General features: G+C 62.0%; 22 protein-coding genes. 7 read left to right on the plus strand and 15 right to left on the minus strand.

The features are described 5' to 3' along the window. Nucleotides 1-49: 49 nt before the first annotated feature. The 8 genes from K0H47_RS01075 to K0H47_RS01110 all read right to left on the minus strand — a co-directional run bounded on the left by K0H47_RS01075 (nucleotide 50) and on the right by K0H47_RS01110 (nucleotide 8,078). Nucleotides 50-1,048 carry a septal ring lytic transglycosylase RlpA family protein gene (locus tag K0H47_RS01075; protein ID WP_063026906.1) on the minus strand — a complete coding sequence of 333 codons (999 nt, stop codon included), beginning with the start codon at nucleotides 1,046-1,048 and terminating at the stop codon, nucleotides 50-52. Further along, nucleotides 1,048-2,061: a lytic murein transglycosylase B gene (mltB, locus tag K0H47_RS01080; protein WP_063026905.1), complete on the minus strand. Its 1,014-nt coding sequence runs from the start codon at nucleotides 2,059-2,061 to the stop codon at nucleotides 1,048-1,050. The genes K0H47_RS01075 and mltB overlap by 1 nt, the downstream gene beginning before the upstream one ends. 17 nt (nucleotides 2,062-2,078) lie before the next feature. Continuing rightward, complete coding sequence (rodA, locus tag K0H47_RS01085; RefSeq protein ID WP_050543221.1) at nucleotides 2,079-3,182, minus strand: rod shape-determining protein RodA; 1,104 nt, start codon at nucleotides 3,180-3,182, stop codon at nucleotides 2,079-2,081. A 31-nt stretch (nucleotides 3,183-3,213) separates the two neighbouring features. Further along, on the minus strand, nucleotides 3,214-5,112 hold the full coding sequence (mrdA, locus tag K0H47_RS01090; protein ID WP_063026904.1) for a penicillin-binding protein 2: 1,899 nt from the start codon (nucleotides 5,110-5,112) through the stop codon (nucleotides 3,214-3,216). A gap of 15 nt (nucleotides 5,113-5,127) precedes the next feature. Continuing rightward, nucleotides 5,128-5,595, minus strand: a complete 468-nt coding sequence (gene rlmH, locus K0H47_RS01095; protein ID WP_003185785.1) for a 23S rRNA (pseudouridine(1915)-N(3))-methyltransferase RlmH — start codon at nucleotides 5,593-5,595, stop codon at nucleotides 5,128-5,130. 9 nt (nucleotides 5,596-5,604) lie between these two features. After that, nucleotides 5,605-6,099, minus strand: coding sequence for a ribosome silencing factor (rsfS, locus tag K0H47_RS01100; protein ID WP_003215432.1), 495 nt, complete (start codon nucleotides 6,097-6,099; stop codon nucleotides 5,605-5,607). A 69-nt stretch (nucleotides 6,100-6,168) separates the two neighbouring features. Continuing rightward, the gene (gene nadD, locus K0H47_RS01105) at nucleotides 6,169-6,813 is read right to left on the minus strand and encodes a nicotinate-nucleotide adenylyltransferase (protein ID WP_003215431.1); all 645 of its coding nucleotides are present in this window, start codon (nucleotides 6,811-6,813) and stop codon (nucleotides 6,169-6,171) included. Next, complete coding sequence (locus K0H47_RS01110; RefSeq protein ID WP_063026903.1) at nucleotides 6,813-8,078, minus strand: glutamate-5-semialdehyde dehydrogenase; 1,266 nt, start codon at nucleotides 8,076-8,078, stop codon at nucleotides 6,813-6,815. The genes nadD and K0H47_RS01110 overlap by 1 nt, the downstream gene beginning before the upstream one ends. A 176-nt stretch (nucleotides 8,079-8,254) precedes the next feature. On the opposite strand from K0H47_RS01110, the gene K0H47_RS01115 reads away from it, so the two are divergent. Further along, nucleotides 8,255-8,938 carry a DNA-3-methyladenine glycosylase gene (locus tag K0H47_RS01115; RefSeq protein ID WP_177071852.1) on the plus strand — a complete coding sequence of 228 codons (684 nt, stop codon included), beginning with the start codon at nucleotides 8,255-8,257 and terminating at the stop codon, nucleotides 8,936-8,938. A 149-nt stretch (nucleotides 8,939-9,087) separates the two neighbouring features. Next, nucleotides 9,088-10,404: a bifunctional DedA family/phosphatase PAP2 family protein gene (locus K0H47_RS01120; RefSeq protein ID WP_063026901.1), complete on the plus strand. Its 1,317-nt coding sequence runs from the start codon at nucleotides 9,088-9,090 to the stop codon at nucleotides 10,402-10,404. On the opposite strand, the gene K0H47_RS01125 is transcribed toward K0H47_RS01120, so the two are convergent. Genes K0H47_RS01125 through K0H47_RS01135 form a run of 3 tightly spaced genes read right to left on the minus strand, consistent with a single transcriptional unit; the run spans nucleotide 10,398 to nucleotide 12,079 of the window. After that, a complete protein-coding gene (locus tag K0H47_RS01125) occupies nucleotides 10,398-10,991 on the minus strand; it encodes an LON peptidase substrate-binding domain-containing protein (protein ID WP_017476259.1) in 594 nt (197 codons plus the stop codon). The two genes, K0H47_RS01120 and K0H47_RS01125, sit on opposite strands and share 7 nt — an antisense overlap. Before the next feature lie 21 nt (nucleotides 10,992-11,012). Then, nucleotides 11,013-11,729 (minus strand): LrgB family protein, encoded by a 717-nt coding sequence (locus K0H47_RS01130; RefSeq protein WP_076014097.1) that lies wholly within the window; start codon nucleotides 11,727-11,729, stop codon nucleotides 11,013-11,015. Beyond that, nucleotides 11,726-12,079, minus strand: coding sequence for a CidA/LrgA family protein (locus K0H47_RS01135; RefSeq protein WP_219271769.1), 354 nt, complete (start codon nucleotides 12,077-12,079; stop codon nucleotides 11,726-11,728). Before K0H47_RS01135 ends, K0H47_RS01130 begins: the two co-directional genes overlap by 4 nt. 179 nt (nucleotides 12,080-12,258) lie before the next feature. On the opposite strand from K0H47_RS01135, the gene K0H47_RS01140 reads away from it, so the two are divergent. The 3 genes from K0H47_RS01140 (at nucleotide 12,259) to K0H47_RS01150 (ending at nucleotide 15,205) form a co-directional block, all read left to right on the plus strand. Continuing rightward, the gene (locus K0H47_RS01140) at nucleotides 12,259-12,714 is read left to right on the plus strand and encodes a MaoC family dehydratase (protein ID WP_017476262.1); all 456 of its coding nucleotides are present in this window, start codon (nucleotides 12,259-12,261) and stop codon (nucleotides 12,712-12,714) included. A gap of 102 nt (nucleotides 12,715-12,816) precedes the next feature. Next, on the plus strand, nucleotides 12,817-14,535 hold the full coding sequence (locus K0H47_RS01145) for a C13 family peptidase (RefSeq protein ID WP_219271771.1): 1,719 nt from the start codon (nucleotides 12,817-12,819) through the stop codon (nucleotides 14,533-14,535). A 28-nt stretch (nucleotides 14,536-14,563) separates the two neighbouring features. Continuing rightward, nucleotides 14,564-15,205: an oxidoreductase gene (locus tag K0H47_RS01150; RefSeq protein WP_063026898.1), complete on the plus strand. Its 642-nt coding sequence runs from the start codon at nucleotides 14,564-14,566 to the stop codon at nucleotides 15,203-15,205. A 137-nt stretch (nucleotides 15,206-15,342) separates the two neighbouring features. Here the strand turns inward: K0H47_RS01150 and K0H47_RS01155 are convergent, their stop codons facing one another. The 4 genes from K0H47_RS01155 to K0H47_RS01170 all read right to left on the minus strand — a co-directional run bounded on the left by K0H47_RS01155 (nucleotide 15,343) and on the right by K0H47_RS01170 (nucleotide 19,561). Continuing rightward, nucleotides 15,343-15,627 carry a YceK/YidQ family lipoprotein gene (locus K0H47_RS01155; RefSeq protein ID WP_063026896.1) on the minus strand — a complete coding sequence of 95 codons (285 nt, stop codon included), beginning with the start codon at nucleotides 15,625-15,627 and terminating at the stop codon, nucleotides 15,343-15,345. Further along, nucleotides 15,620-16,249: a flavin prenyltransferase UbiX gene (gene ubiX, locus K0H47_RS01160; RefSeq protein ID WP_003219402.1), complete on the minus strand. Its 630-nt coding sequence runs from the start codon at nucleotides 16,247-16,249 to the stop codon at nucleotides 15,620-15,622. The genes K0H47_RS01155 and ubiX overlap by 8 nt, the downstream gene beginning before the upstream one ends. Further along, the gene (gene mpl / locus K0H47_RS01165; protein WP_177026234.1) at nucleotides 16,246-17,595 is read right to left on the minus strand and encodes a UDP-N-acetylmuramate:L-alanyl-gamma-D-glutamyl-meso-diaminopimelate ligase; all 1,350 of its coding nucleotides are present in this window, start codon (nucleotides 17,593-17,595) and stop codon (nucleotides 16,246-16,248) included. Before mpl ends, ubiX begins: the two co-directional genes overlap by 4 nt. Before the next feature lie 61 nt (nucleotides 17,596-17,656). Further along, entirely contained in the window at nucleotides 17,657-19,561 is a 1,905-nt protein-coding gene (locus K0H47_RS01170; protein ID WP_219271773.1) for a sigma-54-dependent Fis family transcriptional regulator, read from the minus strand. Nucleotides 19,562-19,846: 285 nt separating this feature from the next. On the opposite strand from K0H47_RS01170, the gene K0H47_RS01175 reads away from it, so the two are divergent. Both K0H47_RS01175 and eat read left to right on the plus strand, forming a co-directional pair. After that, the gene (locus K0H47_RS01175) at nucleotides 19,847-21,367 is read left to right on the plus strand and encodes an aldehyde dehydrogenase family protein (RefSeq protein WP_003219398.1); all 1,521 of its coding nucleotides are present in this window, start codon (nucleotides 19,847-19,849) and stop codon (nucleotides 21,365-21,367) included. Nucleotides 21,368-21,572: 205 nt separating this feature from the next. Further along, on the plus strand, nucleotides 21,573-23,006 hold the full coding sequence (gene eat / locus K0H47_RS01180) for an ethanolamine permease (RefSeq protein WP_063026890.1): 1,434 nt from the start codon (nucleotides 21,573-21,575) through the stop codon (nucleotides 23,004-23,006). Nucleotides 23,007-23,063 lie beyond the last annotated feature (57 nt).

Raw genomic sequence — 23,063 nt, forward strand, 5'->3', positions numbered from 1 at the left:
CAAGGCTCAAACCCGCATGCGAGCCTGAGCCATCAATCCTTTGTACTGCTTATTCGGCGGTGACCACGCTGGGTTGCCCCAGGTTGGCCATGCGCACACTGTTCTGCACTTGTGCAACTTCGCTCGGCGAGCCGATCGGCCCCATGCGCACACGGTGCAAGGTTTGCTGGTTACGCACAATAGAGCTGATAAACACCGGCGCACTGACCATTCCGCTGAGCTTGGACCTTAACAGCTCTGCCGCGTCAGGGTTGGCGAAAGCGCCCACTTGCAGGTACTGGCCGCCCACGGTAGAGGCTCCCGGCGCTGCATGGGGGATGACGACCGTGTCCGGGGCATGCTGCGCCGGTGGCGGTGTCCACTGCTCGATCTTGCCGGCCGAGGCGGTAACTTGTGGTTGCGGGGTTTGCGGTTCGTTGAGCATCAACGGCGCCGGCTTGCCACGCTGGGCCCAATACTGGGCAGGGTCGATACCTTCAACCTTCACCCGCGCCGTGCCGATCTCGGCATAACCGAGCTTCTTCGCGGCGGCGTAGGACAAGTCGATGATCCGGTCCGAATAGAACGGCCCACGGTCATTGACCCGCAGGATCACCGAGCGGTTGTTGTCCAGGTTGGTCACGCGTACATAGCTGGGCAGTGGCAGGGTCTTGTGCGCCGCGCTCATGCCGTACAGGTCATACACTTCGCCGTTGGCGGTGTTCTGGCCATGGAATTTGGTCCCGTACCAGGACGCCGTACCCGATTGCACGTAGGTCTTGGAGTCTTGCAGCGGGAAGTAGTTTTTGCCCAGCACGGTGTAAGGGTTGGCCTTGTAAGGACCGGTGTGCAGGGTCGGCGTGGCATCCGGGATTTTCGACACATCCACATCCCACCACGGCGCGCCGTCTTTGTGGGCGCGGTTGATATCCAGCCCCGGTTGAGAGCGGATGGCCGTGCCACCGGACTTTTGCACCGGTGCACGACTGGTGGAGCAACTGACCACCAATAACGACAATGCGGCGTAAGCCACCAGCTTCAGGGGTTTGTACATCGGTGATACCGGCATTACTTGACGCCCCGTGCTTGGACCAGCATGTCTGACAGCTGATGCACGGCCATGGCGTACATCACACTGCGGTTATAACGCGTGATTGCGTAGAAATTCTTCAGGCCCATCCAATATTCCGGGCCATTTTCGCCTTCGAGGCGGAACGCCGTCACCGGCATATCATCGCGTGGCGCATTCTGACTCGACCAGCCCAGCGCCCGCAACTCCCCCACTGTCTTGACGGGCTCGATACCCTGGGTCAGGCCTTCGTCGGCGCGGTCACCGGTCACATCGGCGCGAATCACCACCGGCTCGCCGGCTACCCAACCGTGACGCTTGAAGTAGCTGGCGACGCTGCCGATGGCGTCATCGGGGTTGCTCCAGATATTGATATGGCCGTCGCCGTCGAAATCCACGGCGTAGGCGCGAAAGCTGCTCGGCATGAACTGCGGCAAGCCCATGGCCCCGGCGTAGGAACCCTTGAGGGTCAACGGGTCGACCTGCTCTTCACGGGCCAACAACAGGAATTCGCGCAGCTCTTTGCGGAAGAATTCGGCGCGCGGCGGGTAATCAAAGCCCAGGGTCGACAAGGCGTCGATCACCCGGTAGCTGCCGGTGTTGCGGCCGTAGAAGGTTTCGATGCCGATGATGGCTACGATCACTTGGGCCGGAACCCCGTATTCCTGCTCGGCGCGGGCCAGTACGGCTTCGTGCTGGCGCCAGAAGTCCACACCACGCGCCACGCGGGCGTCGGTCAGGAACATCGGGCGATATTCCTTCCACTGCTTCACGCGTTCGGCGGGCCGGGAGATGGCGTCGAGAATTGCCTGCTTGCGCTGGGCCTCGCGGAACACGCCCATCAGCTGTTCACCGGCGAAACCATAGTCACGGGTCATCTCACCGACAAATTCGGCGACCTGAGGCGAGCCGTCGTAGTCGCCGGCCTGCGCTTCCTGCACAGCGGCCCCCAGCAGGCCCAACAGGCCCATCCAGGACACGTGCCGAGCAGCCCAGCCGCGCATTACTTGCATTGACATCTTCACCTTATTCAAACCTGTGCGATCCACTTACGATGGGTATGGATCGACATCAAAACCCCAAACGCTGACATCAATGTCACCAGCGAAGTTCCGCCGTAGCTAATGAACGGCAACGGCACCCCAACCACCGGCAACAGGCCACTGACCATACCGATGTTGACGAAAACGTAAACAAAAAACGTCATGGTGAGGCTGCCGGCGAGCAATTTGCCGAACAGCGTTTGCGCCTGGGCAGTAATCACCAGGCCACGACCGATCAGCAGCAAGTAAATCAGCAACAGTGCGCAGATGCCCACCAGGCCGAACTCCTCGCCCATCACCGCGATAATAAAGTCGGTGTGGCTTTCCGGCAAAAAGTCCAGGTGCGACTGGGTGCCCAGCAGCCAGCCCTTGCCGAATACGCCGCCGGAACCGATGGCAGCCTTGGACTGGATGATGTTCCAGCCGGTGCCCAGCGGATCGCTCTCCGGATCGAGGAACGTGAGGATTCGCTGCTTCTGATAGTCGTGCATGAAAAAGAACCACATGGCCACGGCCACCGGCACGGCGGCGGCCAGCACGCTGAGGATCCAGCGCCAGCGCAGCCCCCCCATGAACAGCACGAACGCGCCGCCCGCGAGGATCAGCAGCGAGGTGCCGAGGTCGGGCTGGCGCACGATCAGGATAAACGGCACGCCGATCAATATCAGGCTGATGCCCACGTGCTTGAGCTGCGGCGGCAATGTGCGTTTTGACAGGTACCAGGCGATGGTCGCCGGCATCAGGATCTTCATGAATTCCGACGGCTGGAAGCGAATCACCCCCGGGATGTTGATCCAGCGGGTGGCACCCATGGCGTTGTGCCCCATGACATCCACCACCACCAGCAGCAACACCCCGGCGACGTACCCCAGCGGCACCCAGCGCGCCATGAAGCGCGGCTCCAGCTGAGCGATCACCACCATCGACAACAGGCCCAGGCCAAACGAAGACGCCTGCTTGATCAGCAGGTCCCAGTTTTTGCCACTGGCCGAATACAAAACAAACAAGCTGCCGGCCGCGAGGGTCAGCAGCAGGATCAGCAACGGGCCATCAATGTGCATGCGCTGCAGCAAGGTGGCGCGACGGCGCATCACATCCTCGCTGGAGAGGATGCGGTCAAAATTACTCTTCACGGGCCGTAGCCTCCACGCTGGATGGGGTGCCGCCATATTCGGGCTTGAGCTTGCCGTCTTCGGTCAACAGCCAGGCATCCATGACTTGACGCACCACGGGTGCTGCCACGCCGGAACCGGATTCACCGTTCTCGACCATCACCGCCACGGCGATCTTCGGGTTGTCGGCCGGGGCAAAGCCGACGAACAAGGCGTGGTCACGGTGGCGCTCCTGAACCTTGGAGCGGTCGTACTTCTCACCCTGCTTGATCGCGACCACCTGGGCCGTACCGCTCTTGCCGGCAATCCGGTATTGCGCGCCGGCCGCCGCTTTACGCGCGGTACCCCGGGCGCCGTGCATCACTTGCTGCATGCCGTGGTTGACCTTGGTCCAGTCGGACGGGTCGCGCAGCACAATGTCGGGAATCGGGTTTTCATCCACCGGGCGTTCGCCCTCGATGGTCTTGGCCAGGTGCGGACGGTTCCATACACCCTTGTTGGCCACCAGCGCGGTGGCCTGGGCCAGTTGCAGCGGCGTGGCCTGCATATAGCCCTGGCCGATCCCCAGAATCAGGGTTTCACCTGGGAACCACGCCTGTCGACGGGTTGCTCGCTTCCACTCGCGGGACGGCATCAGGCCCGGGGATTCTTCGAACATGTCCAGGGAGACTTTCTGACCGAGGCCGAACTTGCCCATGTACTCCGACAGCCGATCAATCCCCAGCTTGTGGGCCAGGTCATAGAAGTAGGTGTCGTTGGACCGCATGATCGCCGTGTCCAGGTCCACATAGCCGTCGCCGGTACGGTTCCAGTTACGGTATTTGTGATCGTAATTGGGCAGCATGTAGTAGCCGGGGTCGAACACGCGGCTCGACGCCGTGACCACACCCGAGTCCAGGCCGGCAATGGCTACCGCCGGCTTGATGGTCGAACCCGGTGGATACAGGCCGCGCAGCACGCGGTTGAACAGCGGCCGATCAATGGAATCGCGCAGCTCGGCGTAGGCCTTGAAGCTGATCCCGGTGACAAACAGGTTCGGGTCAAAACTCGGCTGACTGACCATCGCCAACACTTCGCCCGTGCTCGGGTCCAGCGCCACCACGGCCCCCCGACGCCCGCCCAGGGCCATCTCCGCCGCTTCCTGCAACTTGATGTCCAGGCTCAGCACGATGTCCTTGCCGGGCACCGGATCGGTACGCTTGAGCACCCGCAGCACGCGTCCACGGGCGTTGGTCTCGACTTCCTCGTAACCCACCTGGCCATGCAGTTCCGGCTCGTAAAAACGCTCGATGCCGGTCTTGCCGATATGGTGGGTGCCGCTGTAGTTGACCGGATCGAGGGTCTTCAGCTCTTTCTCGTTGATCCGGCCCATGTAGCCGACCGAATGCGCGAAGTGCGCCCCTTGCGGGTAGTGCCGCACCAACTGCGCCACCACTTCCACACCCGGCAGTCGGAACTGGTTCACCGCGATCCGGGCGATCTGCTCTTCGGTCAGCTCGAACAGGATCGGCACTGGCTCAAACGGCCGGCGCCCCTGCTTCATGCGCTTCTCGAAGATCACCCGGTCTTCCGGTGTCAGTTGCAGCACCTCGACGATCACATCGAGGATCTGCTGCCAATCGCCGGAACGTTCGCGGGTCATGCTCAGGCTGAAGCTGGGCCGGTTATCCGCGACCACCACGCCATTGCGGTCGAAAATCAGCCCACGGGTCGGCGGAATCGGCTGCACGTGCACCCGGTTGTTTTCCGACAGCGTGGAGTGATAGTCGTACTGGATCACCTGCAGGAAATACAGGCGCGCAATCAGCACCCCCAGCAATGCCACCACCAAAATCGCGCCAAACACCACCCGCGCGCGTACAAGACGTGCGTCTTTCTCGTGGTCCTTGATGCGGATCGGCTGGGTCATCAGGCAGGGCGCAGATTATTTGTGGTAAGGGTGCCCGGACAGAACTGTCCAGGCGCGATACAGCTGTTCACCGATCAGAATTCTTACCAGCGGGTGCGGCAGTGTCAGGGGCGACAGCGACCAGCGCTGATCCGCCCGCGCGCACACTTCCGGCGCCAGCCCCTCGGGGCCGCCGACCATGAAGTTGACCGTGCGCGAATCCAGGCGCCAGCGATCCAGTTCCACCGCCAACTGCTCGGTGCTCCAGGGCTTGCCGTGCACTTCGAGGGTCACGATCCGCTCGTTGGGCCCGACCTTGGCCAGCATGGCTTCGCCTTCCTGACGGATAAAGCGGGCCACGTCGGCATTCTTGCCCCGGGTGTTAAGCGGTATTTCCACCAGTTCCAGCGCCAATTCGGATGGCAGGCGCTTGGCATATTCATGCCAGCCTTCTTCCACCCACTTGGGCATGCGTGAACCGACAGCGATCAGACGCAGGCGCACAGCCGTTCCTTATTCCTGGTCTTTGTTGAGCTTGTCGAAGTGCGCGTGGCCGACTTCAGGGCTGTGGTGCTTGCCATCCGCAGCACGGCTCTGCTCGGCGCCTTTCCACAGACGCTCAAGGTCGTAGAACTGACGGGCGTTGCTGGTCATCATGTGAACGATCACGTCGTCCATGTCCAACAGGACCCAGTCGCTGTCGCCCTTGCCTTCTTCACCCAATGGCTTGACGCCCTGGGCTTTGACCGCTTCGCGAACCTTGTCCAGCATCGCGCCGATCTGGCGGTTGGAGGTACCGGTGGCGATGATCATGAAGTCGGTGATGCTCTGCTTGTCGCGCACGTCCAGGACTTGAATGTCCTGGGCCTTCACGTCTTCCAGGGCAGCCACGGCAACCTTGACCAGCTCTTCGCCGGCAAGCTCAGGGCCGGTGTGGGCTTCTACTGGCAGAGGAGCGCTCTTGAACGTGCCTTTGCGCTTAACTTTGCTTACGTCTTTGTTCGTCATATAAAACTCGTTTTGCTCGTATGTTCGGGCGCTCGCTGCACGACTGTTCGTGCGTTCAAGCGCGCCTTTTCAGTTCGACGCACGGTAAAGCCCGTGCGCATCGATGTAGGCCAGGACCGCGTCAGGCACCAGGAAACGTACCGACTTCCCGCTGGCCAGCAGTTGACGGATCTGGGTGGCAGACACCGCAAGCGGGGTTTGCCAGACGAATGCAATATTCCCGCTCGGCCCGGTCAGGGCCAAAGGGTCACTTACCGACCGCGCTGCCAGCAGGTTGCGCAAGGCATCCGGCGATTCTGCGTCGGCATCCGGGCGTTGCAGCACCAGGATGTGGCAATGCTGGAGCAACTCTTCCCAGCGGTGCCAAGTGGGCAGGCCGCAAAACGCGTCCCAGCCCAAAAGTAGAAATAACTGGTCATCCGCGGCCAACTCGGCCCGCATCAGTTCCAGGGTGTCGACAGTGTAGGACGGTTTGTCGCGTTTGAGTTCGCGGTCGTCCACCACCAGTGGTGCGATGCCGGCCACCGCCAGGCGGACCATCTCCAGGCGCTGCTGCGCAGACACCTGCGGCGTGTCGCGATGGGGCGGCCGGGCATTCGGTGCCAGGCGCAACTCATCCAGCCCGAGGGCGTCCGCGACTTCCAGTGCACTGCGCAAATGGCCGATGTGCACGGGGTCGAAGGTGCCGCCGAGCAGCCCGATGCGTTTACCCATCAAGTGCGCACATGACCGTCACCGAACACCACGTACTTCTCGCTGGTCAGCCCTTCCAGGCCAACCGGGCCGCGTGCGTGGAGCTTGTCGGTGGAGATACCGATCTCCGCCCCCAGGCCATACTCGAAGCCGTCGGCGAAGCGCGTCGAAGCGTTGACCATCACCGAAGCGGAATCCACTTCGTTGAGGAAACGCCGAGCGTCGCTGAAATGCTCGGTGACAATGGCGTCGGTGTGCTTGGAGCCGTATTGGTTGATGTGTTCGATGGCCTGATCCAGGTCGTCGACAATGCGGATCGACAGGATCGGCGCCGTGTATTCGGTGTACCAGTCTTGCTCGGTGGCTTCAATCACGTCGCTGCCGAGGATCGCCCGGGTACGTTCGCAGCCACGCAGTTCAACGCCCTTGTCGCGGTAGATGGCAGCCAGCGGCGGCAGCACGCGATCGGCAATGCCGGCGTGCACCAACAGGGTTTCCATGGTGTTGCACGGGGCGTAGCGATGGGTCTTGGCGTTGTCGGCAATGCGGATCGCCTTGTCGAGGTCGGCGGCGATGTCGATGAACACGTGGCAGACGCCATCCAGGTGCTTGATAACCGGCACCTTGGCATCACGGCTCACGCGCTCGATCAGGCTCTTGCCGCCTCGCGGAACGATCACGTCAACGAATTCAGGCATGGTGATCAGCGCGCCAACGGCGGCGCGGTCGGTGGTCTCGACCACTTGCACCACTTCGGCCGGCAGCTCGGCCACGGCCAGGCCCTGCTGAATGCACGCGGCGATGGCACGGTTGGAATTGATGGCCTCGGAGCCGCCCCGCAGGATGGTGGCATTGCCGGACTTGAGGCACAGGCTTGCGGCGTCGATGGTCACGTTCGGGCGCGACTCATAGATGATGCCGATCACGCCCAGGGGCACGCGCATCTTGCCCACCTGGATACCCGATGGCAGGTAGCGCATGTCGCGGATTTCACCGATGGGGTCAGGCAGCTTCGCCACCTGGCGCAAACCTTCGATCATGTCGTCGATGCGTTCCGGCGTCAGCGCCAGGCGATCCAGCAAGGCAGGCTCCAGACCATTTGCCCGGCCGTTGGCCAGGTCTTGCTCGTTGGCGGCGGTCAGCTCGGAGCGCGAAGCATCCAGAGCGTCGGCAGCCGCCAGCAAGGCGCGGTTCTTCTGCGCCGTGCTCGCACGGGCGATCAACCGCGAAGCCTGACGGGCAGCGCGACCCAGGCGGGTCATGTAGTCAAGAACGGACTCAGTCATGGTCTGGTGGGGTCTTGGCAAAGAGGAAAGCGGCAGATTATAGCTGTGACGCCGTCCTACGGACAGCGGTGAGGGGCGGATGGTCGAAATGAACTGTAAAAACCCGACGTTCAGCGGGAATTAAGGCTGGAGTTGTTATCATCCTGTCACATTTAGCCGCATTCCCTTTGATCGCCATGTCCAGTTTTTCGCCATTGATCCCCGCCAGTGCCCTGCCCGACGGCTTTTTCGACCGTGACGCGCAACTGCTCGCGCGCGAATTGCTGGGAAAAGTCATTCGCCACCGTGTCGGTGATTTGTGGCTGTCGGCGCGAATTATCGAAACCGAAGCCTATTACCTCGCCGAAAAAGGCAGCCACGCGTCCCTCGGCTACACAGAAAAGCGTAAGGCTTTGTTTCTGGATGGCGGCCACATCTATATGTACTACGCCCGTGGCGGCGACTCACTGAACTTCAGCGCCCATGGCCCGGGCAATGCGGTGCTGATCAAATCGGCCTATCCGTGGGTCGACGAAGTGTCGGGCCCGGCCAGCCTGGCGCAGATGCTGCTGAACAACCCGGACGCCAGCGGCAAGCCGCGCCCCTCGCAAAAGCTGTGTGCCGGCCAGACCTTGCTGTGCAAGGCGCTGGGTTTGAAGGTGCCGATGTGGGATGCCAAACGCTTTGACCAGGAGCGGCTCTACGTGGAAGACGTGGGGCTGGCGCCGGCGCAGATCATCCAGACCACCCGCCTGGGCATCCCCGGCGGGCGCGATGAACACCTGATGTACCGATTCGTGGATGCCGGTTATGCACCGTATTGCACACGGAACCCGCTGCGCCGGGGCCAGGTCGAAGGCCGCGACTATTTTTTGATTTGAAACACACTAGCCTCCTGTAGGAGCGAGCTTGCTCGCGAAGAACCCGAGAGCGCCGCGCAAAACCAGATAGCCCGCGTTAGCGTTAACGACTTTCGCGAGCAAGCTCGCTCCTACAGAGGGGGCAATATTCACAAAGGGAGTTTGATTGTATGGGCCCATGGCTCGATGGCATTACCGGCTGGCTGACCCTGAACCCGCAATGGCTGGCCGTAGCGGTGTTTATCGTGGCGTGCGTGGAGTGCCTGGCCATTGCCGGCCTGATCGTACCGGGCACGGTGTTGCTGTTTGCCATCGCCGCATTGGCCGGCAGCGGCGCACTGTCCCTGGGAGAAACCCTGTTACTGGGCTTCCTCGGTGGTGTGGTGGGCGATGTGGCTTCCTACTTCCTCGGTCGCCATTTCCACCAGAACATCCGGCGCCTGCCCGGCCTGCGGCACCACCCTGAATGGATGAGCGGCGCCGAGACTTACTTCCACAAATACGGCATTGCGAGCCTGCTGGTAGGACGCTTCATTGGCCCGCTGCGGCCGATGTTACCGATGGTTGCGGGCATGTGTGACATGCCCTTCCCACGCTTTGCTGCCGTGAGCCTGCTGGCCGGCGCGGGATGGTCGGTGGCGTATCTGCTGCCGGGCTGGGCCACCGGCGCGGCCTTCCGCCTGCCACTGCCCGAAGGTTTCTGGCCGGAGGCCGGGATTGTCGCCGCGTGCCTGGCGGTGCTGATCGGTGTGAGCCTCAACAGCAGCCTGCGCGGCCACCGGCGCGCCACCCTGTGGATTGGCTGCATCGGCGGCACATTGCTGCTCGCGCTGTTTATCGGCTATCCCTACCTGAACGACTTTGACCAAGGCTTGATGGCGCTGGTGCAGGAACACCGCGGCCCGGCGATTGATCGGGCGATGGTGATGGTGACCCAGCTCGGCGAGTTCAAGAAGATGTTTGTGGCCAGCGCCGTGTTGACCGGCCTGCTGGTAGTGGCGCGGCAATGGCGCCAGGCAATCTTTGTTGGCGCCACCCTGCTGGGCGCTGCGCTGATCAATACCGGGACCAAGCTGTTTTTTGCGCGGATGCGCCCTGAAGTGCTGACCGACCCGCTCACCAGCTTCAGCATGCCCAGCGGCCATGCGTCCGGCTCGTTCGCATTCTTCCTGGCATTGGCAGTGCTGGCCGGCCGTGGTCAGCCGACCCGCCTGCGCCTGACCTGGCTGGTGCTCGGCTGCATCCCCGCCGCCACCATCGCCATCTCCCGGGTCTACCTGGGCGCGCATTGGCCAACAGACATTCTGGCCGGCACTCTGCTGGCAATGACGGTCTGCGCCTTCAGCCTGACGCTAAGCCAGCACCGCAGCCCGCTGCCACCGATGCCGCCGAAAGTCTGGTGGCTGATCTTGCCGGTGTGTGGCGCGGTGCTCGGATTCATTGCGTTTACCGGCACCTCCCACGCACTGCTCAGGTACGCCTACTGAGTAAACAGTTCACCCTGCAACTCATCCAACAACAGCTGGATCGCATCCAGACGCTGTTGCGGGTCATCGAGTTGCAGCAGGTCAATCTTGTCGGCTTCGGTAAAGGGCAGCAGGTAGGCCAACTGATTGGCCAAGGCCTGCTGGCCATCGGCGTGGGTGCCCATGTCCAGGGACGCCACCATCGGGTGCTCGGCCAGAGCATGGAGCAACGCCAACAAGTCGGCGTCTTCCTCTTCCAGGGGCTGCTCGGGATGTTCGTCCAGCCATTGCACCTCAGCCACCAGCAGTTGGTCTTTCTGCACACCGGCATCACGCACACGGAAGCGCCGACCGCCCTCGACCCGAATCCCCAGCAGGCCATTGTCCTGCTGCTTGAAGTCGCGGATCAGCGCTTCGCAGCCAATCAACGCATAGCCATCCGGCGCCAGCCCGACTTCCTTGCCGTCGAGGATGCACACCACGCCAAAGCTTTCGCCCTTTTTCATGCAGCGGCTGATCATGTCCAGATAGCGGGCCTCGAACAATTGCAGGTCGAGGGTGCACCCGGGAAACAGCACGGTATTGAGCGGGAAAAGCGCCAGACTCATAAAGGTTTCCTTAAACCCGACTTAAATAACCAGCGACACGGCCAACGGCAAGAACACCGCCGTGGCCACGCCCATCAAACTCATGGCCAACGCCGCAAAGGCGCCGGTCTCTTCGCTTTCCTGCAAGGCCACCGAGGTACCCACGGCGTGGGCGGTCATGCCCAGCGCCATGCCGCGCGCCTCGGGGCTGTGCACGCCCAGGCGCGATAAATACGCCGGGCCGATCATCGCGCCGATCACCCCGGTGATCAGCACAAATACCGCCGCCAATGCCGCCACGCCGCCGATCTGCTCGGCCACCAGCATCGCGATCGGTGACGTCACGGACTTGGGCGCCATGGTCATCAGCATCATGTGTTCAGCGCCAAACCACCAGCCCAGCAGCACGCACAGGCCGGTCGCCAATACGCCTCCCACCACCAGCGTAGTAAAAATCGGCCAGAACAATTGGCGAATCCGTCGCAGATTCAGGTAAAGCGGCACCGCCAGGGCCACCGTCGCCGGGCCCAGCAGGATGCTCATGATCTCGGTGCTCTTGCGGTACTCGACGTAGGTCAGGCCACAGCTGAGCAACACGCCGATCACCAGCAGCATCGACACCAGCACCGGCTGCAGGAAAATCCAGCGGGTTTTCTCGAAGCCGGCCAGCACCAGCTGATAGGCGCCGAGGGTGATGCCGATGCCGAACAGCGGGTGATGGATGACCGCCGACCACGCGCCGTGCCAGTCGAAGATCATTGATCCTTCTCCTTGCGCTTGACCATGTGCTGCATCAGCACGCCGACAAACCCCATGGCGATCACCAACGACAACACCAACGCGCCGACGATGGCCCAGAAGTCGGCGGCGATGTCCTTGGCATACACCATCACGCCGACCGCAGGCGGCACCAGCAGCAACGGCAAATAACGCAGCAGACTGCTGGCCGCCAGGCTCAGGGGTTCACCGACTTCGCCGCGCCACACCAGGAAGGCCAGCATCAGCAGCAGCCCGATAATCGGCCCCGGCAGCACCGGGACAAGCAAATGATTGATCGCCGTGCCGAGCAATTGAAACAGCACCAGCCATGTCAGACCGCGTAACAGCATCCGTTCTTCCCCCCCAAAAGCGTGTCGGCATTATAAGCACGCCGCCTCTATGGAACGGCATTCGCCAAAAGCATGGTGGGTTGACCGGGCCAAGTCCCCGTGATGATCTACATTGGTTCTCTGGACCTGTCCAAAAATACAAAACGATGAAGCCAATCGAACAAAGAAGGAGAGTCGCAATGCCCTCAGTACCCGTAGAGCAACTCAAGGATTATGTCGGCAAGGAACTGGGACGTTCCGCATGGCTCACCATCGACCAGGAGCGCATCAACCTGTTCGCGGAGGCCACCGGCGATTTTCAGTTCATCCACGTCGACCCGGTGAAAGCCGCCAAGACGCCGTTTGGCAGCACCATCGCCCACGGTTTCCTGTCGCTGTCGCTGATACCCAAGCTGATCGAAGACATCCTGATCATGCCCGAAGGCCTGAAAATGGCCGTCAACTATGGCCTGGACAGCGTGCGCTTCATTCAGCCGGTGAAGGTCGACTCCAAAGTGCGCCTGGCCGTGACCCTCACCGACGCTACCGAGAAAAAACCCGGACAATGGCTGCTTAAGGCCACCTGCACCCTGGAAATCGATGGCCAGGAGAAACCGGCGTATATAGCCGAGTCGTTGTCACTCTGCTTCGTCTGAGCCTGGCTGTGGTGAGCCCGTCTGCTCACCACAATTCATGTAAATTTATGTATAGATCTCGCAGCTGCGGCATACTCGGCGCTCAATTATCCGGATCCCGCTATGCGCCCACTCGCTCCCCTTGCTCTTGTCCTGTTGCTCACCGCGTGCGGCGACGGCGAATCGCTGTTGCCGCCCGATGCGCGGCTGCCCGATGGCGGTCGTTACCGTGGCGATGTGGTCAATGGCTTGCTGCAAGGCCAGGGCCGAGTGGACTATCCCAACGGCAGTTGGTACGCCGGCCAGTTCGATAAAGGCCAGTGGCACGGCCAGGGCGAATGGCATGGCAGCAACGGCGAGATCTATAAAGGCCAGTTCCAGCAAGGCCTGTTTGACGGCCAGGGCAGCCTGACCACCGCGGGCAACAGCTACGTCGGCGGGTTCAAGCAAGGCAAGCGCAACGGCGAAGGCACCCTCAAAGAAGGGCAGATGACCTATCGCGGCGAATTCAAGGACGACCAGTATTCCGGTCTCGGCCGTCTCGAACTGGCCGACGGCAGCCAGTACCAGGGCCAGTTCGCCCACGGCAAGCCCAACGGCGAAGGCCAGCGCAACGACGACAGCGGCAACCAGTTCAGCGGCCACTTCGTCGATGGCCAGTTGGAGGGCAACGGCACCTTCAACAGCGCCGAAGGCGACATGTACATCGGCCACTTCAAACAGAACCAGCTCAATGGCAAGGGCCGTTATGAAAACGCCGACGGCGACGTGTGGATCGGCGAATTCAAGGAAGGCGCCCTCAGCGGCAAGGGTGAACTGATCGGCGTCGACGGCAGCCACTACGTCGGCCAATTCGTCGACTGGCGCTTCACCGGCCCAGGCCGCCTGAACCTCACCGACGGCAGCTTCTATATTGGCGGCTTCGACAGCGACAGCTATCAAGGCCGCGGCACCCTGGTGCTTACCGACGGTACCGTACAGGCCGGCACTTGGGTCAACGGCATGCGCGTGCGCGACGCCGATGGCAAATTATTGCCTGACCCATTGGAGATCGGCCTGTTTGCCCAGGGTCGCTTACTGGATGAGGCCCTCGCCGCCGTGCCCGCGTCCAAATCGGGCGTGGAGCTGTACAGCCTGGTGGTGGCCGGCGACGGCAAACAAAGCGTATTCCTGCGTGAAGCCGACTACGTCAGCAACATGCTCGCCACCCGCTTCGGCGCCTATGGCCAGATCCGCCTGGTGAACCATCGCGACCATATCGCCGACCGCCCGATGGCCACTCGTGAAAGCCTGCGCCGTGCGGTGCAGACCCTGGCCGAACGCAGTGGCCCGCAAGACCTGGTGTTCATCTACCTGACCAGCCACGGCACCCACGAACACGAACTGGTGCTCGACCAGCCGCGCATGGAGCTGGCCGACCTGCCGGCCGATGAACTGGCCGCCGTGCTGGCACCGCTGAAAAATCGCGACAAGATCATCGTGATTTCGGCCTGCTACTCCGGCGGGTTCATCCCGGCCCTGAAAGACGAACACACCCTGATCATGACCGCGTCGCGGGCCGACCGCGTATCGTTCGGCTGCTCTGAAGAGGCTGATTTCACCTATTTCGGCGACGCCCTCTTCGCCCAGGCCTTCAACCAGACCGACGATTTGCAGCAAGCCTTCAAGCTGGCGCAGACCCACGTGGCCGAACGCGAACAGGCCGACAACTTCGAAGCCTCCGAACCGCAGATCTGGGCCCCCAAAGGCGTGATCGCCCATTGGCAATTATTACGCAAACAGCAGGCACGAAAGGCGCTCGAAAGCGTCTCAATGAATAGCAAGGAAGCCAAGAGCAACTAAGCTGAATCTGTATAAAGGGGGAAACACCATGTACCTGACGCCTCAGCATATTTTGCTCGCAGGAGCGACCGGCCTGACCGGGGAGCACCTGCTGGACCGCCTGCTCAACGAGCCGACCGTGACCCGGGTGCTGGCGCCCAGCCGCAAGCCGCTGGCCGAGCATCCACACCTGGAAAACCCGGTGGGCGACCCGGCGGTGTTCCTGCCGCAGTTGAGCGGCCAAGTGGACATCGCCTTCTGCTGCCTGGGCACCACCATCAAACAGGCCGGGTCTGAAGCAGCCTTCCGCGCCGTCGACCTGGACATGGTCGTGGCCTTTGCCAAGCGCGCCCGGGAAATGGGTGCGCGGCACCTGATCGTGATCAGCGCGATTGGTGCCGATCCGAAATCCTCGATCTTCTACAACCGGGTCAAGGGCGAGATGGAACAGGCGCTGAAGGCTCAGGATTGGCCGCAGTTGACCATCGTCCGACCTTCACTGTTGCTGGGTGAGCGGTTGGAGCCACGCCTGGCCGAGCAACTGGCCGGGCCATTGTCGCGGCTGATTCCGGGTAAATATCACGGCATTGAAGTGTGTGAACTGGCGCGCGCGATGTGGCGGCTGGCGCTGGAAGAGCAGGATGGGGTGCGGGTTGTGGAGTCGGATGAGTTGCGTAAGCTCGGCAAGTAATTTTGCAGTGAGGCGACGGGCCTCTTCGCGGGCAAGCCCAGCTCCCACATTGACCGCGCTGTCATGGCGAACACAGTCTCATGTGGGAGCTGGCTTGCCTGCGATGAGGCCGGTGTAGGCGCCGCCCCTCTCAGGCCCTAGAGCCCGCCCGTCGCGTTAAACCCAACCCCCAACACCGTCAGCACCGACAGCGGCAACAGCAGCGTGTCGAGCAGCGCACTGGCCGGCAGGTCCACATGGGGATAGCTCGGCGCCTCGGCCCCAAAGCGGTCCATCGCACAACACCCACCCTGAATGGCATACATATCCAGGCGCGTCCCGGCATACACCACCGGCGCACCAGGTTGCGCCGCATCCAGCGTGCGCGCCGTCGCGCACCCCGTCAGTTGCAGCGCCAGCAAGGTCATCAGTAGTTTATTCATCACTGCTCAAATGGTGCTCGCCCCAGCGCGGCAGCATGTCCTGGGGAATGTTCAGCAGGTTGAGAATCCGCGCCACCACAAAGTCCACCAGGTCATCGATGGTCTGCGGCTGGTGATAGAAGCCCGGCGACGCCGGCAAGATGGTCACGCCCATGTTCGACAGTTTGAGCATGTGCTCCAGGTGGATGCTCGAATACGGCGCTTCGCGCGGCACCAGAATCAGCTGGCGACGCTCTTTCAAGGTCACGTCCGCCGCGCGCTCGATCAGGTTGTTGCAGGCCCCGGTGGCAATCGCCGACAAGGTCCCGGTGGAGCACGGCACCACCACCATCGCGGCCGGCGCGCCGGAGCCCGAGGCCACCGGCGACATCCAGTCTTCCTTGCCATAGACCTTGATCTGCCCCGCCGCCGCACCGGTGTACTCGGTGAGGAAGGCCTGCATCATCTGCACCTTGGGCGGCAACGCAACATCGGTCTCGGTGGCCAGCACCAATTGCGCCGCCTTGGAAATCAGGAAGTGCACCTCGCGGTCTTCGCGCACCAGGCAATCCAGCAGGCGCAAGCCATAGGGCGCGCCAGACGCGCCGGTCATCGCCAGGGTGACGCGTTCCGGGCCGCTCACTTCAGGGCCTCGGCGAGTTTGCCGTGCAGGCCGCCGAAGCCGCCGTTGCTCATGATCACCACGTGAGCGCCGGGCTTGGCCTGGTGTTTCACGTGCTCGATGATGCCTTCCAGTGAGTCGCAGCAAATCGACGGCACCGTGCACAGCGCGGCGATGGCGGGCAAGTCCCAGCCGAGGTTGGCCGGTGCATACCACACAGCCTGGTCTGCATCGTTCACGCTTTCCGGCAAACCATCACGGTGGGCGCCCAGCTTCATGGAGTTGGAGCGTGGCTCGATAATCGCGATTACCTGGGCGTCACCCACGCGCTTGCGCAAGCCATCCAAGGTGGTGGCGATGGCCGTCGGGTGGTGGGCAAAGTCGTCGTAGATGGTAATCCCATTCACTTCGGCGACCTTTTCCATACGGCGCTTGACGCTCTTGAATGCGCTCAAGGCGGCGATGCCCATGGATGGCACCACGCCGACATGCCGCGCGGCCGCCAGGGTGACCAAGGCGTTGGCGACATTGTGCTGGCCCGTCATGTCCCAATCGACGATGCCTTGGGCGACGCCTTCGAACAGCACTTCAAATTTTGAACCGTCTTCACTCAGCAGCTTGACCTGCCATTGGCCGCCCGCGCCGGTGGTTTGTACCGGAGTCCAGCAGCCCATCTCGATGACCCGCTGCAGGGCTGGCTCGGTGGTCGGGTGAATCACCAGGCCTTCGCTTGGGATTGTGCGCACCAAGTGGTGGAACTGCCGCTCGATGGCCGCCAGATCGGGGAAGATATCAGCGTGATCGAACTCCAGGTTGTTCAGGATCGCCGTGCGCGGGCGGTAGTGAACGAACTTGGAACGCTTGTCGAAGAACGCGCTGTCATATTCATCGGCTTCGATGACAAAGAACGGGGTATCGCCGAGGCGCGCCGACACCGAAAAATTCTGTGGTACACCGCCGATCAGGAAGCCCGGGCTCATGCCCGCGTGCTCCAACACCCAGGCCAGCATGCTGCTGGTGGTGGTCTTGCCGTGGGTTCCGGCAACCGCCAGCACCCAACGGCCTTGCAACACGTGGTCTGCCAGCCATTGCGGGCCAGACACGTAAGGCAAACCTTTATTCAGTACATACTCGACCGCCGGATTGCCGCGGCTCATGGCATTGCCGATCACCACCAGATCCGGGACCGGGTCGAACTGCGCCGGGTCGTAGCCTTGGGTCAACTCAATGCCCTGGGCCTGCAGTTGCGTGCTCATGGGTGGATAAACATTGGCATCGGAGCCAGTAACATGATGGCCCAGTTCTTTGGCGAGAACCGCCATCGAGCCCATGAACGTGCCGCAAATACCGAGAATATGAATGTGCATAGTCGACCTCGTAAAACATCGAGGCAGGTTAGCGTAGGGTGGAAAAAATCGCACCCTTTAGCTAACGGGCTATCCCGTGTTTGCGCAGTTTTCTATACAAGGTGTTACGGCTAACCCCCAGTTGCTCCGCCGTGTGGCTCATGTGCCAGCGCTGTTGCTCCAAGGCATTGAGCAGCGCCAGGCGCTCTGCGTCGTCCAAGGGCGAATCCGAACGGTCCTCCACTACTGCAGGCTGCGGGCGCGCCTGGCGAATGACCGCCGGCAGGTCCTCGAGCCCAATCCGCCCGTCGTCACATAACGCCGCCAACGTGCGCAATACCGTGCGCAACTGCCGCACATTGCCCGGCCAGGCAAATGCCAACAGTGCCTGACGCGCAGGGCTGTCGAGCAACACCGGCTGGTCGCCAGCCTCCTCCGCCAGCAGAAAGTCCAGCAACTGCGACTTGTCGCTGCGCTCACGCAACGGCGGCAGGGCGATTTCCAGACCGTTCAGCCGGTAGTACAGGTCTTCGCGAAAACTGCCGTCCTCTACCCGCTCCAGCAAATTACGGTGGGTGGCGCTGATGATTCTGACGTTCACCGCCTGCGGTTCGCCGCCGATGGGCACGACAAGTCGATCCTCCAAAACCCTTAACAGGCGCGTTTGCAAAGCGAGGGGCATATCGCCGATTTCATCCAGAAACAACGTGCCACCATCCGCTTGTTGCAGCTTGCCGCGCATGCCTTCCTTGCGGGCGCCGGTGAAGCTGCCGCCGCGATAGCCGAACAGCTCGCTCTCGATCAGGCTTTCCGGGATGGCCGCGCAGTTCAGGGCGATAAAGGCTTTGTCGGCCCGGAGGCTGGCATGGTGCACCGCCTTGGCAAACGCCTCCTTACCGGAGCCGGTTTCGCCATTGATCAGCAACGGCACGTCGCGCTCAAACACACGTAACGCCTTACGGAAATCGTTTTGCAACGCCGCGTCTCCCAGGCAAATGCCCGGCAACCGAGGCCGTTCGGGCAAGGCCTGGGGAATCGGCACCGGCACGCTGCGAGGCTGGCCGCGCAACACCGCGAACAACCCACGGCCATCGCGGGTACGCAGAGGCCAACTGGCGCTGGCATTCGCGCTGGCACGCCCGAGCAACTCGTCCAGGGAGCAATCGAAAAACGCCTCCACCGGCTGCCCCAACAGGCCGCCACGGATTTGCCCAAGCAGGTTCAACGCACTCTGGTTCACCGCACAAATGCGCCCGTCGCCATCGAACGCCAGCAACCCCTCACTGAACAGGCCCACGGACTCCGCCTGCAAATGAAAGCGCAGCAACCAGTGGTGCTCAAAATGCCGCAGGAAGTAACAGCTCTCGATCATCTTCGCCGAAAGATTGACCAGCGCCATGGTGTGGAACTGGCTCTGGCGCGACACCGCCTCCCGGGCCGAAGACACATCCAGCACCGCCAGCAGCTCGCCATGGGGGTCGAACACCGGGCTGGCCGAGCAGGTCAGGCCGGTGTGTCGGCCACGGAAGTGTTCATCGCGATGAATCGTCAGGGACTGGCGCTCCACCAGGCAGGTGCCGATGCCGTTGGTGCCTTCGCAGGCCTCGCTCCAGTCGGCGCCCAGCCACAGGCCGGCACGCTCGAAAATCTTGCGCTCGCTGGGGGCGGTGACGCAGTTGAGGATCACCCCGCGGGCATCGGTCAGCAGCACGGCATGGCCGGCGCCGGAGAGCTGTTGATGCAGGCTGTTCATTTCACTGCCGGCAATGCTCAGCACTTGTTGCAAGCGCTCGCGGCTTTCCAGCAGGCGGCCATGTTCGAGCACCGTAGGCGCAATGGTCAGCGCAGGGTCGAGGTGATAGTCCTCCAGGCAACGCAGCCAGGAGCGGGCGATGGAGGGATCGCTGCCGGGCCCGTGCAACGGGTCCTGCCCACGGGTGACCGTCAGGACTTGCTGGGCATGGCGACTGAAATGATCGTTTTGCATGTTCTTATTATTCTCCCTGCGTGAATTACCGCGCGCGAGTGCCCAGCATCCTCCAGCCTCCCGACCATTGCAATCCCGGGCAGACCCACCGGTCACAGGCTGTACCGCTTATGGCACAAACTGTCACCCAGGCTGTACCAAGCCTGCCACAGCAACGGTTTGCAACAACCTCTAAACCCTTGATTCACAGGCCCTACAAGGCACTGGCCCGACCTTTGCTCTACGCTTTAACAAGCACAACCGTGCGTCCTCCAATAAACACAAAAAAGCCAGGAGATACCCACCATGCGTTACGCACACCCCGGTACTGAAGGCGCTATCGTTTCGTTCAAGGCCAAGTACGGCAACTACATCGGCGGTGAATTTGTCGCGCCGGTCGATGGCAACTATTTCACCAACACCTCGCCGGTCAACGGCAAGCCCATCGCCGAATTCCCGCGCTCCACGGCCAAAGATATCGACAAGGCCCTGGACGCCGCCCACGCTGCCGCTGACGCCTGGGGCAAGACCTCGGCCCAGGACCGTTCGCTGGTGCTGCTGAAAATCGCCGACCGCATCGAACAGAACCTCGAACTGCTGGCCATCACCGAAACCTGGGACAACGGCAAGGCCGTTCGTGAAACCCTGAACGCCGACATCCCGCTGGCCGCTGACCACTTCCGCTACTTCGCCGGCTGCATCCGCGCCCAGGAAGGCAGCAGCGCCGAAATCAACGAACACACTGCCGCCTATCACTTCCACGAGCCGCTGGGCGTGGTCGGCCAGATCATCCCGTGGAACTTCCCGCTGCTGATGGCCGCCTGGAAACTCGCGCCAGCACTGGCCGCCGGGAACTGCGTGGTGCTCAAGCCTGCCGAGCAAACCCCGCTGGGCATCAACGTGCTGATGGAGCTGATCGGCGACCTGCTGCCGCCGGGCGTACTGAACGTGGTGCACGGCTACGGCAAAGAAGCCGGCGAAGCCCTGGCCACCAGCAAGCGCATCGCCAAGATCGCCTTTACCGGCTCCACGCCAGTGGGCTCGCACATCATGCATGCGGCCGCCGAGAACATCATTCCGTCCACCGTTGAGCTGGGCGGCAAGTCGCCGAACATCTTCTTCGCCGACATCATGAAAGCCGAACCGCAATTCATCGAGAAAGCCGCCGAAGGTTTGGTGCTGGCGTTCTTCAACCAGGGCGAAGTGTGCACCTGCCCTTCCCGCGCGCTGGTGGAAGAGTCGATCTACGACGATTTCATGAAAGTGGTGATGAAGAAGGTCGAGTCGATCAAACGTGGCGACCCGCTGGACACCGACACCATGGTCGGCGCCCAGGCGTCCGAGCAGCAGTTCGACAAGATTTTGTCCTACCTCGAAATCGCCAAGGGCGAAGGCGCCGAGCTGCTGACCGGCGGCAAAGTCGAGAAGCTGACCGGCGATCTGGCCACCGGCTATTACATCCAGCCGACCCTGCTCAAAGGCACCAACAAGATGCGGGTGTTCCAGGAAGAAATCTTTGGCCCGGTGGTGAGCATCACCACGTTCAAGGATGAAGCCGAAGCCCTGGCGATCGCCAACGACACCGAGTTCGGCCTAGGTGCCGGCCTGTGGACCCGCGACATCAACCGCGCATACCGCATGGGCCGGGCGATCAAGGCCGGGCGTGTGTGGACCAACTGCTATCACCTGTACCCGGCGCACGCCGCGTTCGGTGGTTACAAGAAGTCCGGTGTGGGCCGTGAGACTCACAAGATGATGCTTGATCACTATCAGCAGACCAAAAACCTGCTGGTGAGCTACGACATCAACCCACTGGGCTTCTTCTAACTCACAACCCGCTCCCACATTTGAAACGCAATCAAGTGTGGGAGCTGGCTTGCCTGCGATAGCGGTGTGTCATCCAGCCAATATGTTTGTGCTGCCGGCGTCATCGCAGGCAAGCCAGCTCCCACAGTTAATCTTCATAAGTCCTCCGCTTCTCATTCGGCTGAAGTAAGCCGGGATAAAACAATAAGAACTAAAGGTACTTTTTATGCCTAGCGAACCCACAGGGTCTTCCGTCGACTTTGAAAAGGTCGGCAACGAATACTTCCAACAACGGGAACTGAAAAAAGGCGCTGCCGGCTGGGTGCTTCTGGTCGGTCTCGGGGTTGCGTACGTGATCTCCGGCGACTACGCCGGCTGGAACTTCGGCCTCGCCCAGGGTGGCTGGGGCGGCATGTTCCTCGCCACACTGCTGATGGCCACCATGTACCTGTGCATGTGTTTCTCCCTGGCCGAACTGTCCTCCATGATTCCTACCGCCGGCGGCGGCTACGGCTTTGCCCGCAGCGCATTCGGCCCCTGGGGCGGGTTCCTCACCGGCACCGCGATCCTCATCGAATACGCCATCGCCCCCGCCGCCATCGCGGTGTTTATCGGTGCCTATTGCGAGTCGCTGTTCGGCATTGGCGGCTGGATGATCTACCTGGCGTTCTACATCATCTTTATCGGCATCCACATCTTCGGGGTGGGTGAGGCGCTGAAGCTGATGTTTGTGATTACTGCCGTCGCCGCGATTGCCCTGGGTGTATTCCTGGTGTCGATGGTGCCGCACTTCAGTGTCGCCAACCTGCTGGATATTCCAGTAACCGAGGCCAAGGGCGCCAGTAGCTTCCTGCCGTTCGGGTACGTCGGCGTGTGGGCGGCGATTCCCTATGCAATCTGGTTCTTCCTGGCCGTCGAAGGCGTGCCCCTGGCCGCTGAAGAAACCAAGAACCCGAAACGCGACCTGCCCCGCGGCCTGATTGGCGCCATTGTGGTGCTGACCAGCTTCGCCCTGCTGATTCTGGTGATCGCCCCGGGCGGTGCCGGCGCCTATGCGCTGATGGCGTCGGGCAATCCGCTGGTGGAGGCGCTGTCCAAAGCCTATGGCGGTTCCACCTGGATGGGCCACTTCGTCAATCTGGTGGGCCTGGCCGGGCTGATCGCGAGTTTCTTCTCGATCATCTACGCCTACTCCCGGCAGATCTTCGCCCTGTCCCGCGCCGGCTACCTGCCGCGCAAGCTGTCGCAGACCAACAAAAGCAAGGCGCCGGTCCTGGCCCTGGTGATCCCCGGCATTATCGGGTTTGGTCTGTCGCTGACCGGCCAGGGTGATTTGCTGATCCTGGTGGCCGTGTTCGGCGCGACCATTTCCTACGTGCTGATGATGGCCGCGCACATCACCTTGCGCATCCGCCGCCCCAAAATGGATCGCCCTTACCGCACACCGGGCGGCATCTTCACCTCGGGCGTCGCCCTGGTACTGGCCTGCATCGCCGTTGTGGCGGGCTTTCTGGTGGATCCACGCGTGGTGATTGGCGCCGCGATCATCTATGGAGTATTAATTGCTTACTTTGCTTTCTACAGTCGGCATCACTTGGTAGCAGGCACGCCGGAAGAAGAATTTGCGGCGATTCAGGCCGCAGAGGCCGCCTTGCACTAAACGCCGTAAACCTCGGTGCGGGCGCTTTACTCACATTCTGCCCGCGCCGAAAAGGAG

The sequence above is a fragment of the Pseudomonas sp. Xaverov 83 genome, from assembly GCF_019352905.1.
Taxonomy (GTDB): domain Bacteria; phylum Pseudomonadota; class Gammaproteobacteria; order Pseudomonadales; family Pseudomonadaceae; genus Aquipseudomonas; species Aquipseudomonas yamanorum.

What these genes read in the sequence shown, in the direction of transcription:
- K0H47_RS01075 (WP_063026906.1), bottom strand. Translation starts at nt 1,048, where the DNA reads ATGCCGGTATCACCGATGTACAAACCCCTGAAGCTGGTGGCTTACGCC.
- mltB (WP_063026905.1), bottom strand. Translation starts at nt 2,061, where the DNA reads ATGCAAGTAATGCGCGGCTGGGCTGCTCGGCACGTGTCCTGGATGGGC.
- rodA (WP_050543221.1), bottom strand. Translation starts at nt 3,182, where the DNA reads ATGCGCCGTCGCGCCACCTTGCTGCAGCGCATGCACATTGATGGCCCG.
- mrdA (WP_063026904.1), bottom strand. Translation starts at nt 5,112, where the DNA reads ATGACCCAGCCGATCCGCATCAAGGACCACGAGAAAGACGCACGTCTT.
- rsfS (WP_003215432.1), bottom strand. Translation starts at nt 6,099, where the DNA reads ATGACGAACAAAGACGTAAGCAAAGTTAAGCGCAAAGGCACGTTCAAG.
- nadD (WP_003215431.1), bottom strand. Translation starts at nt 6,813, where the DNA reads ATGGGTAAACGCATCGGGCTGCTCGGCGGCACCTTCGACCCCGTGCAC.
- K0H47_RS01110 (WP_063026903.1), bottom strand. Translation starts at nt 8,078, where the DNA reads ATGACTGAGTCCGTTCTTGACTACATGACCCGCCTGGGTCGCGCTGCC.
- K0H47_RS01115 (WP_177071852.1), top strand. Translation starts at nt 8,255, where the DNA reads ATGTCCAGTTTTTCGCCATTGATCCCCGCCAGTGCCCTGCCCGACGGC.
- K0H47_RS01120 (WP_063026901.1), top strand. Translation starts at nt 9,088, where the DNA reads ATGGGCCCATGGCTCGATGGCATTACCGGCTGGCTGACCCTGAACCCG.
- K0H47_RS01125 (WP_017476259.1), bottom strand. Translation starts at nt 10,991, where the DNA reads ATGAGTCTGGCGCTTTTCCCGCTCAATACCGTGCTGTTTCCCGGGTGC.
- K0H47_RS01130 (WP_076014097.1), bottom strand. Translation starts at nt 11,729, where the DNA reads ATGATCTTCGACTGGCACGGCGCGTGGTCGGCGGTCATCCATCACCCG.
- K0H47_RS01135 (WP_219271769.1), bottom strand. Translation starts at nt 12,079, where the DNA reads ATGCTGTTACGCGGTCTGACATGGCTGGTGCTGTTTCAATTGCTCGGC.
- K0H47_RS01140 (WP_017476262.1), top strand. Translation starts at nt 12,259, where the DNA reads ATGCCCTCAGTACCCGTAGAGCAACTCAAGGATTATGTCGGCAAGGAA.
- K0H47_RS01145 (WP_219271771.1), top strand. Translation starts at nt 12,817, where the DNA reads ATGCGCCCACTCGCTCCCCTTGCTCTTGTCCTGTTGCTCACCGCGTGC.
- K0H47_RS01150 (WP_063026898.1), top strand. Translation starts at nt 14,564, where the DNA reads ATGTACCTGACGCCTCAGCATATTTTGCTCGCAGGAGCGACCGGCCTG.
- K0H47_RS01155 (WP_063026896.1), bottom strand. Translation starts at nt 15,627, where the DNA reads ATGAATAAACTACTGATGACCTTGCTGGCGCTGCAACTGACGGGGTGC.
- mpl (WP_177026234.1), bottom strand. Translation starts at nt 17,595, where the DNA reads ATGCACATTCATATTCTCGGTATTTGCGGCACGTTCATGGGCTCGATG.
- K0H47_RS01170 (WP_219271773.1), bottom strand. Translation starts at nt 19,561, where the DNA reads ATGCAAAACGATCATTTCAGTCGCCATGCCCAGCAAGTCCTGACGGTC.
- K0H47_RS01175 (WP_003219398.1), top strand. Translation starts at nt 19,847, where the DNA reads ATGCGTTACGCACACCCCGGTACTGAAGGCGCTATCGTTTCGTTCAAG.
- eat (WP_063026890.1), top strand. Translation starts at nt 21,573, where the DNA reads ATGCCTAGCGAACCCACAGGGTCTTCCGTCGACTTTGAAAAGGTCGGC.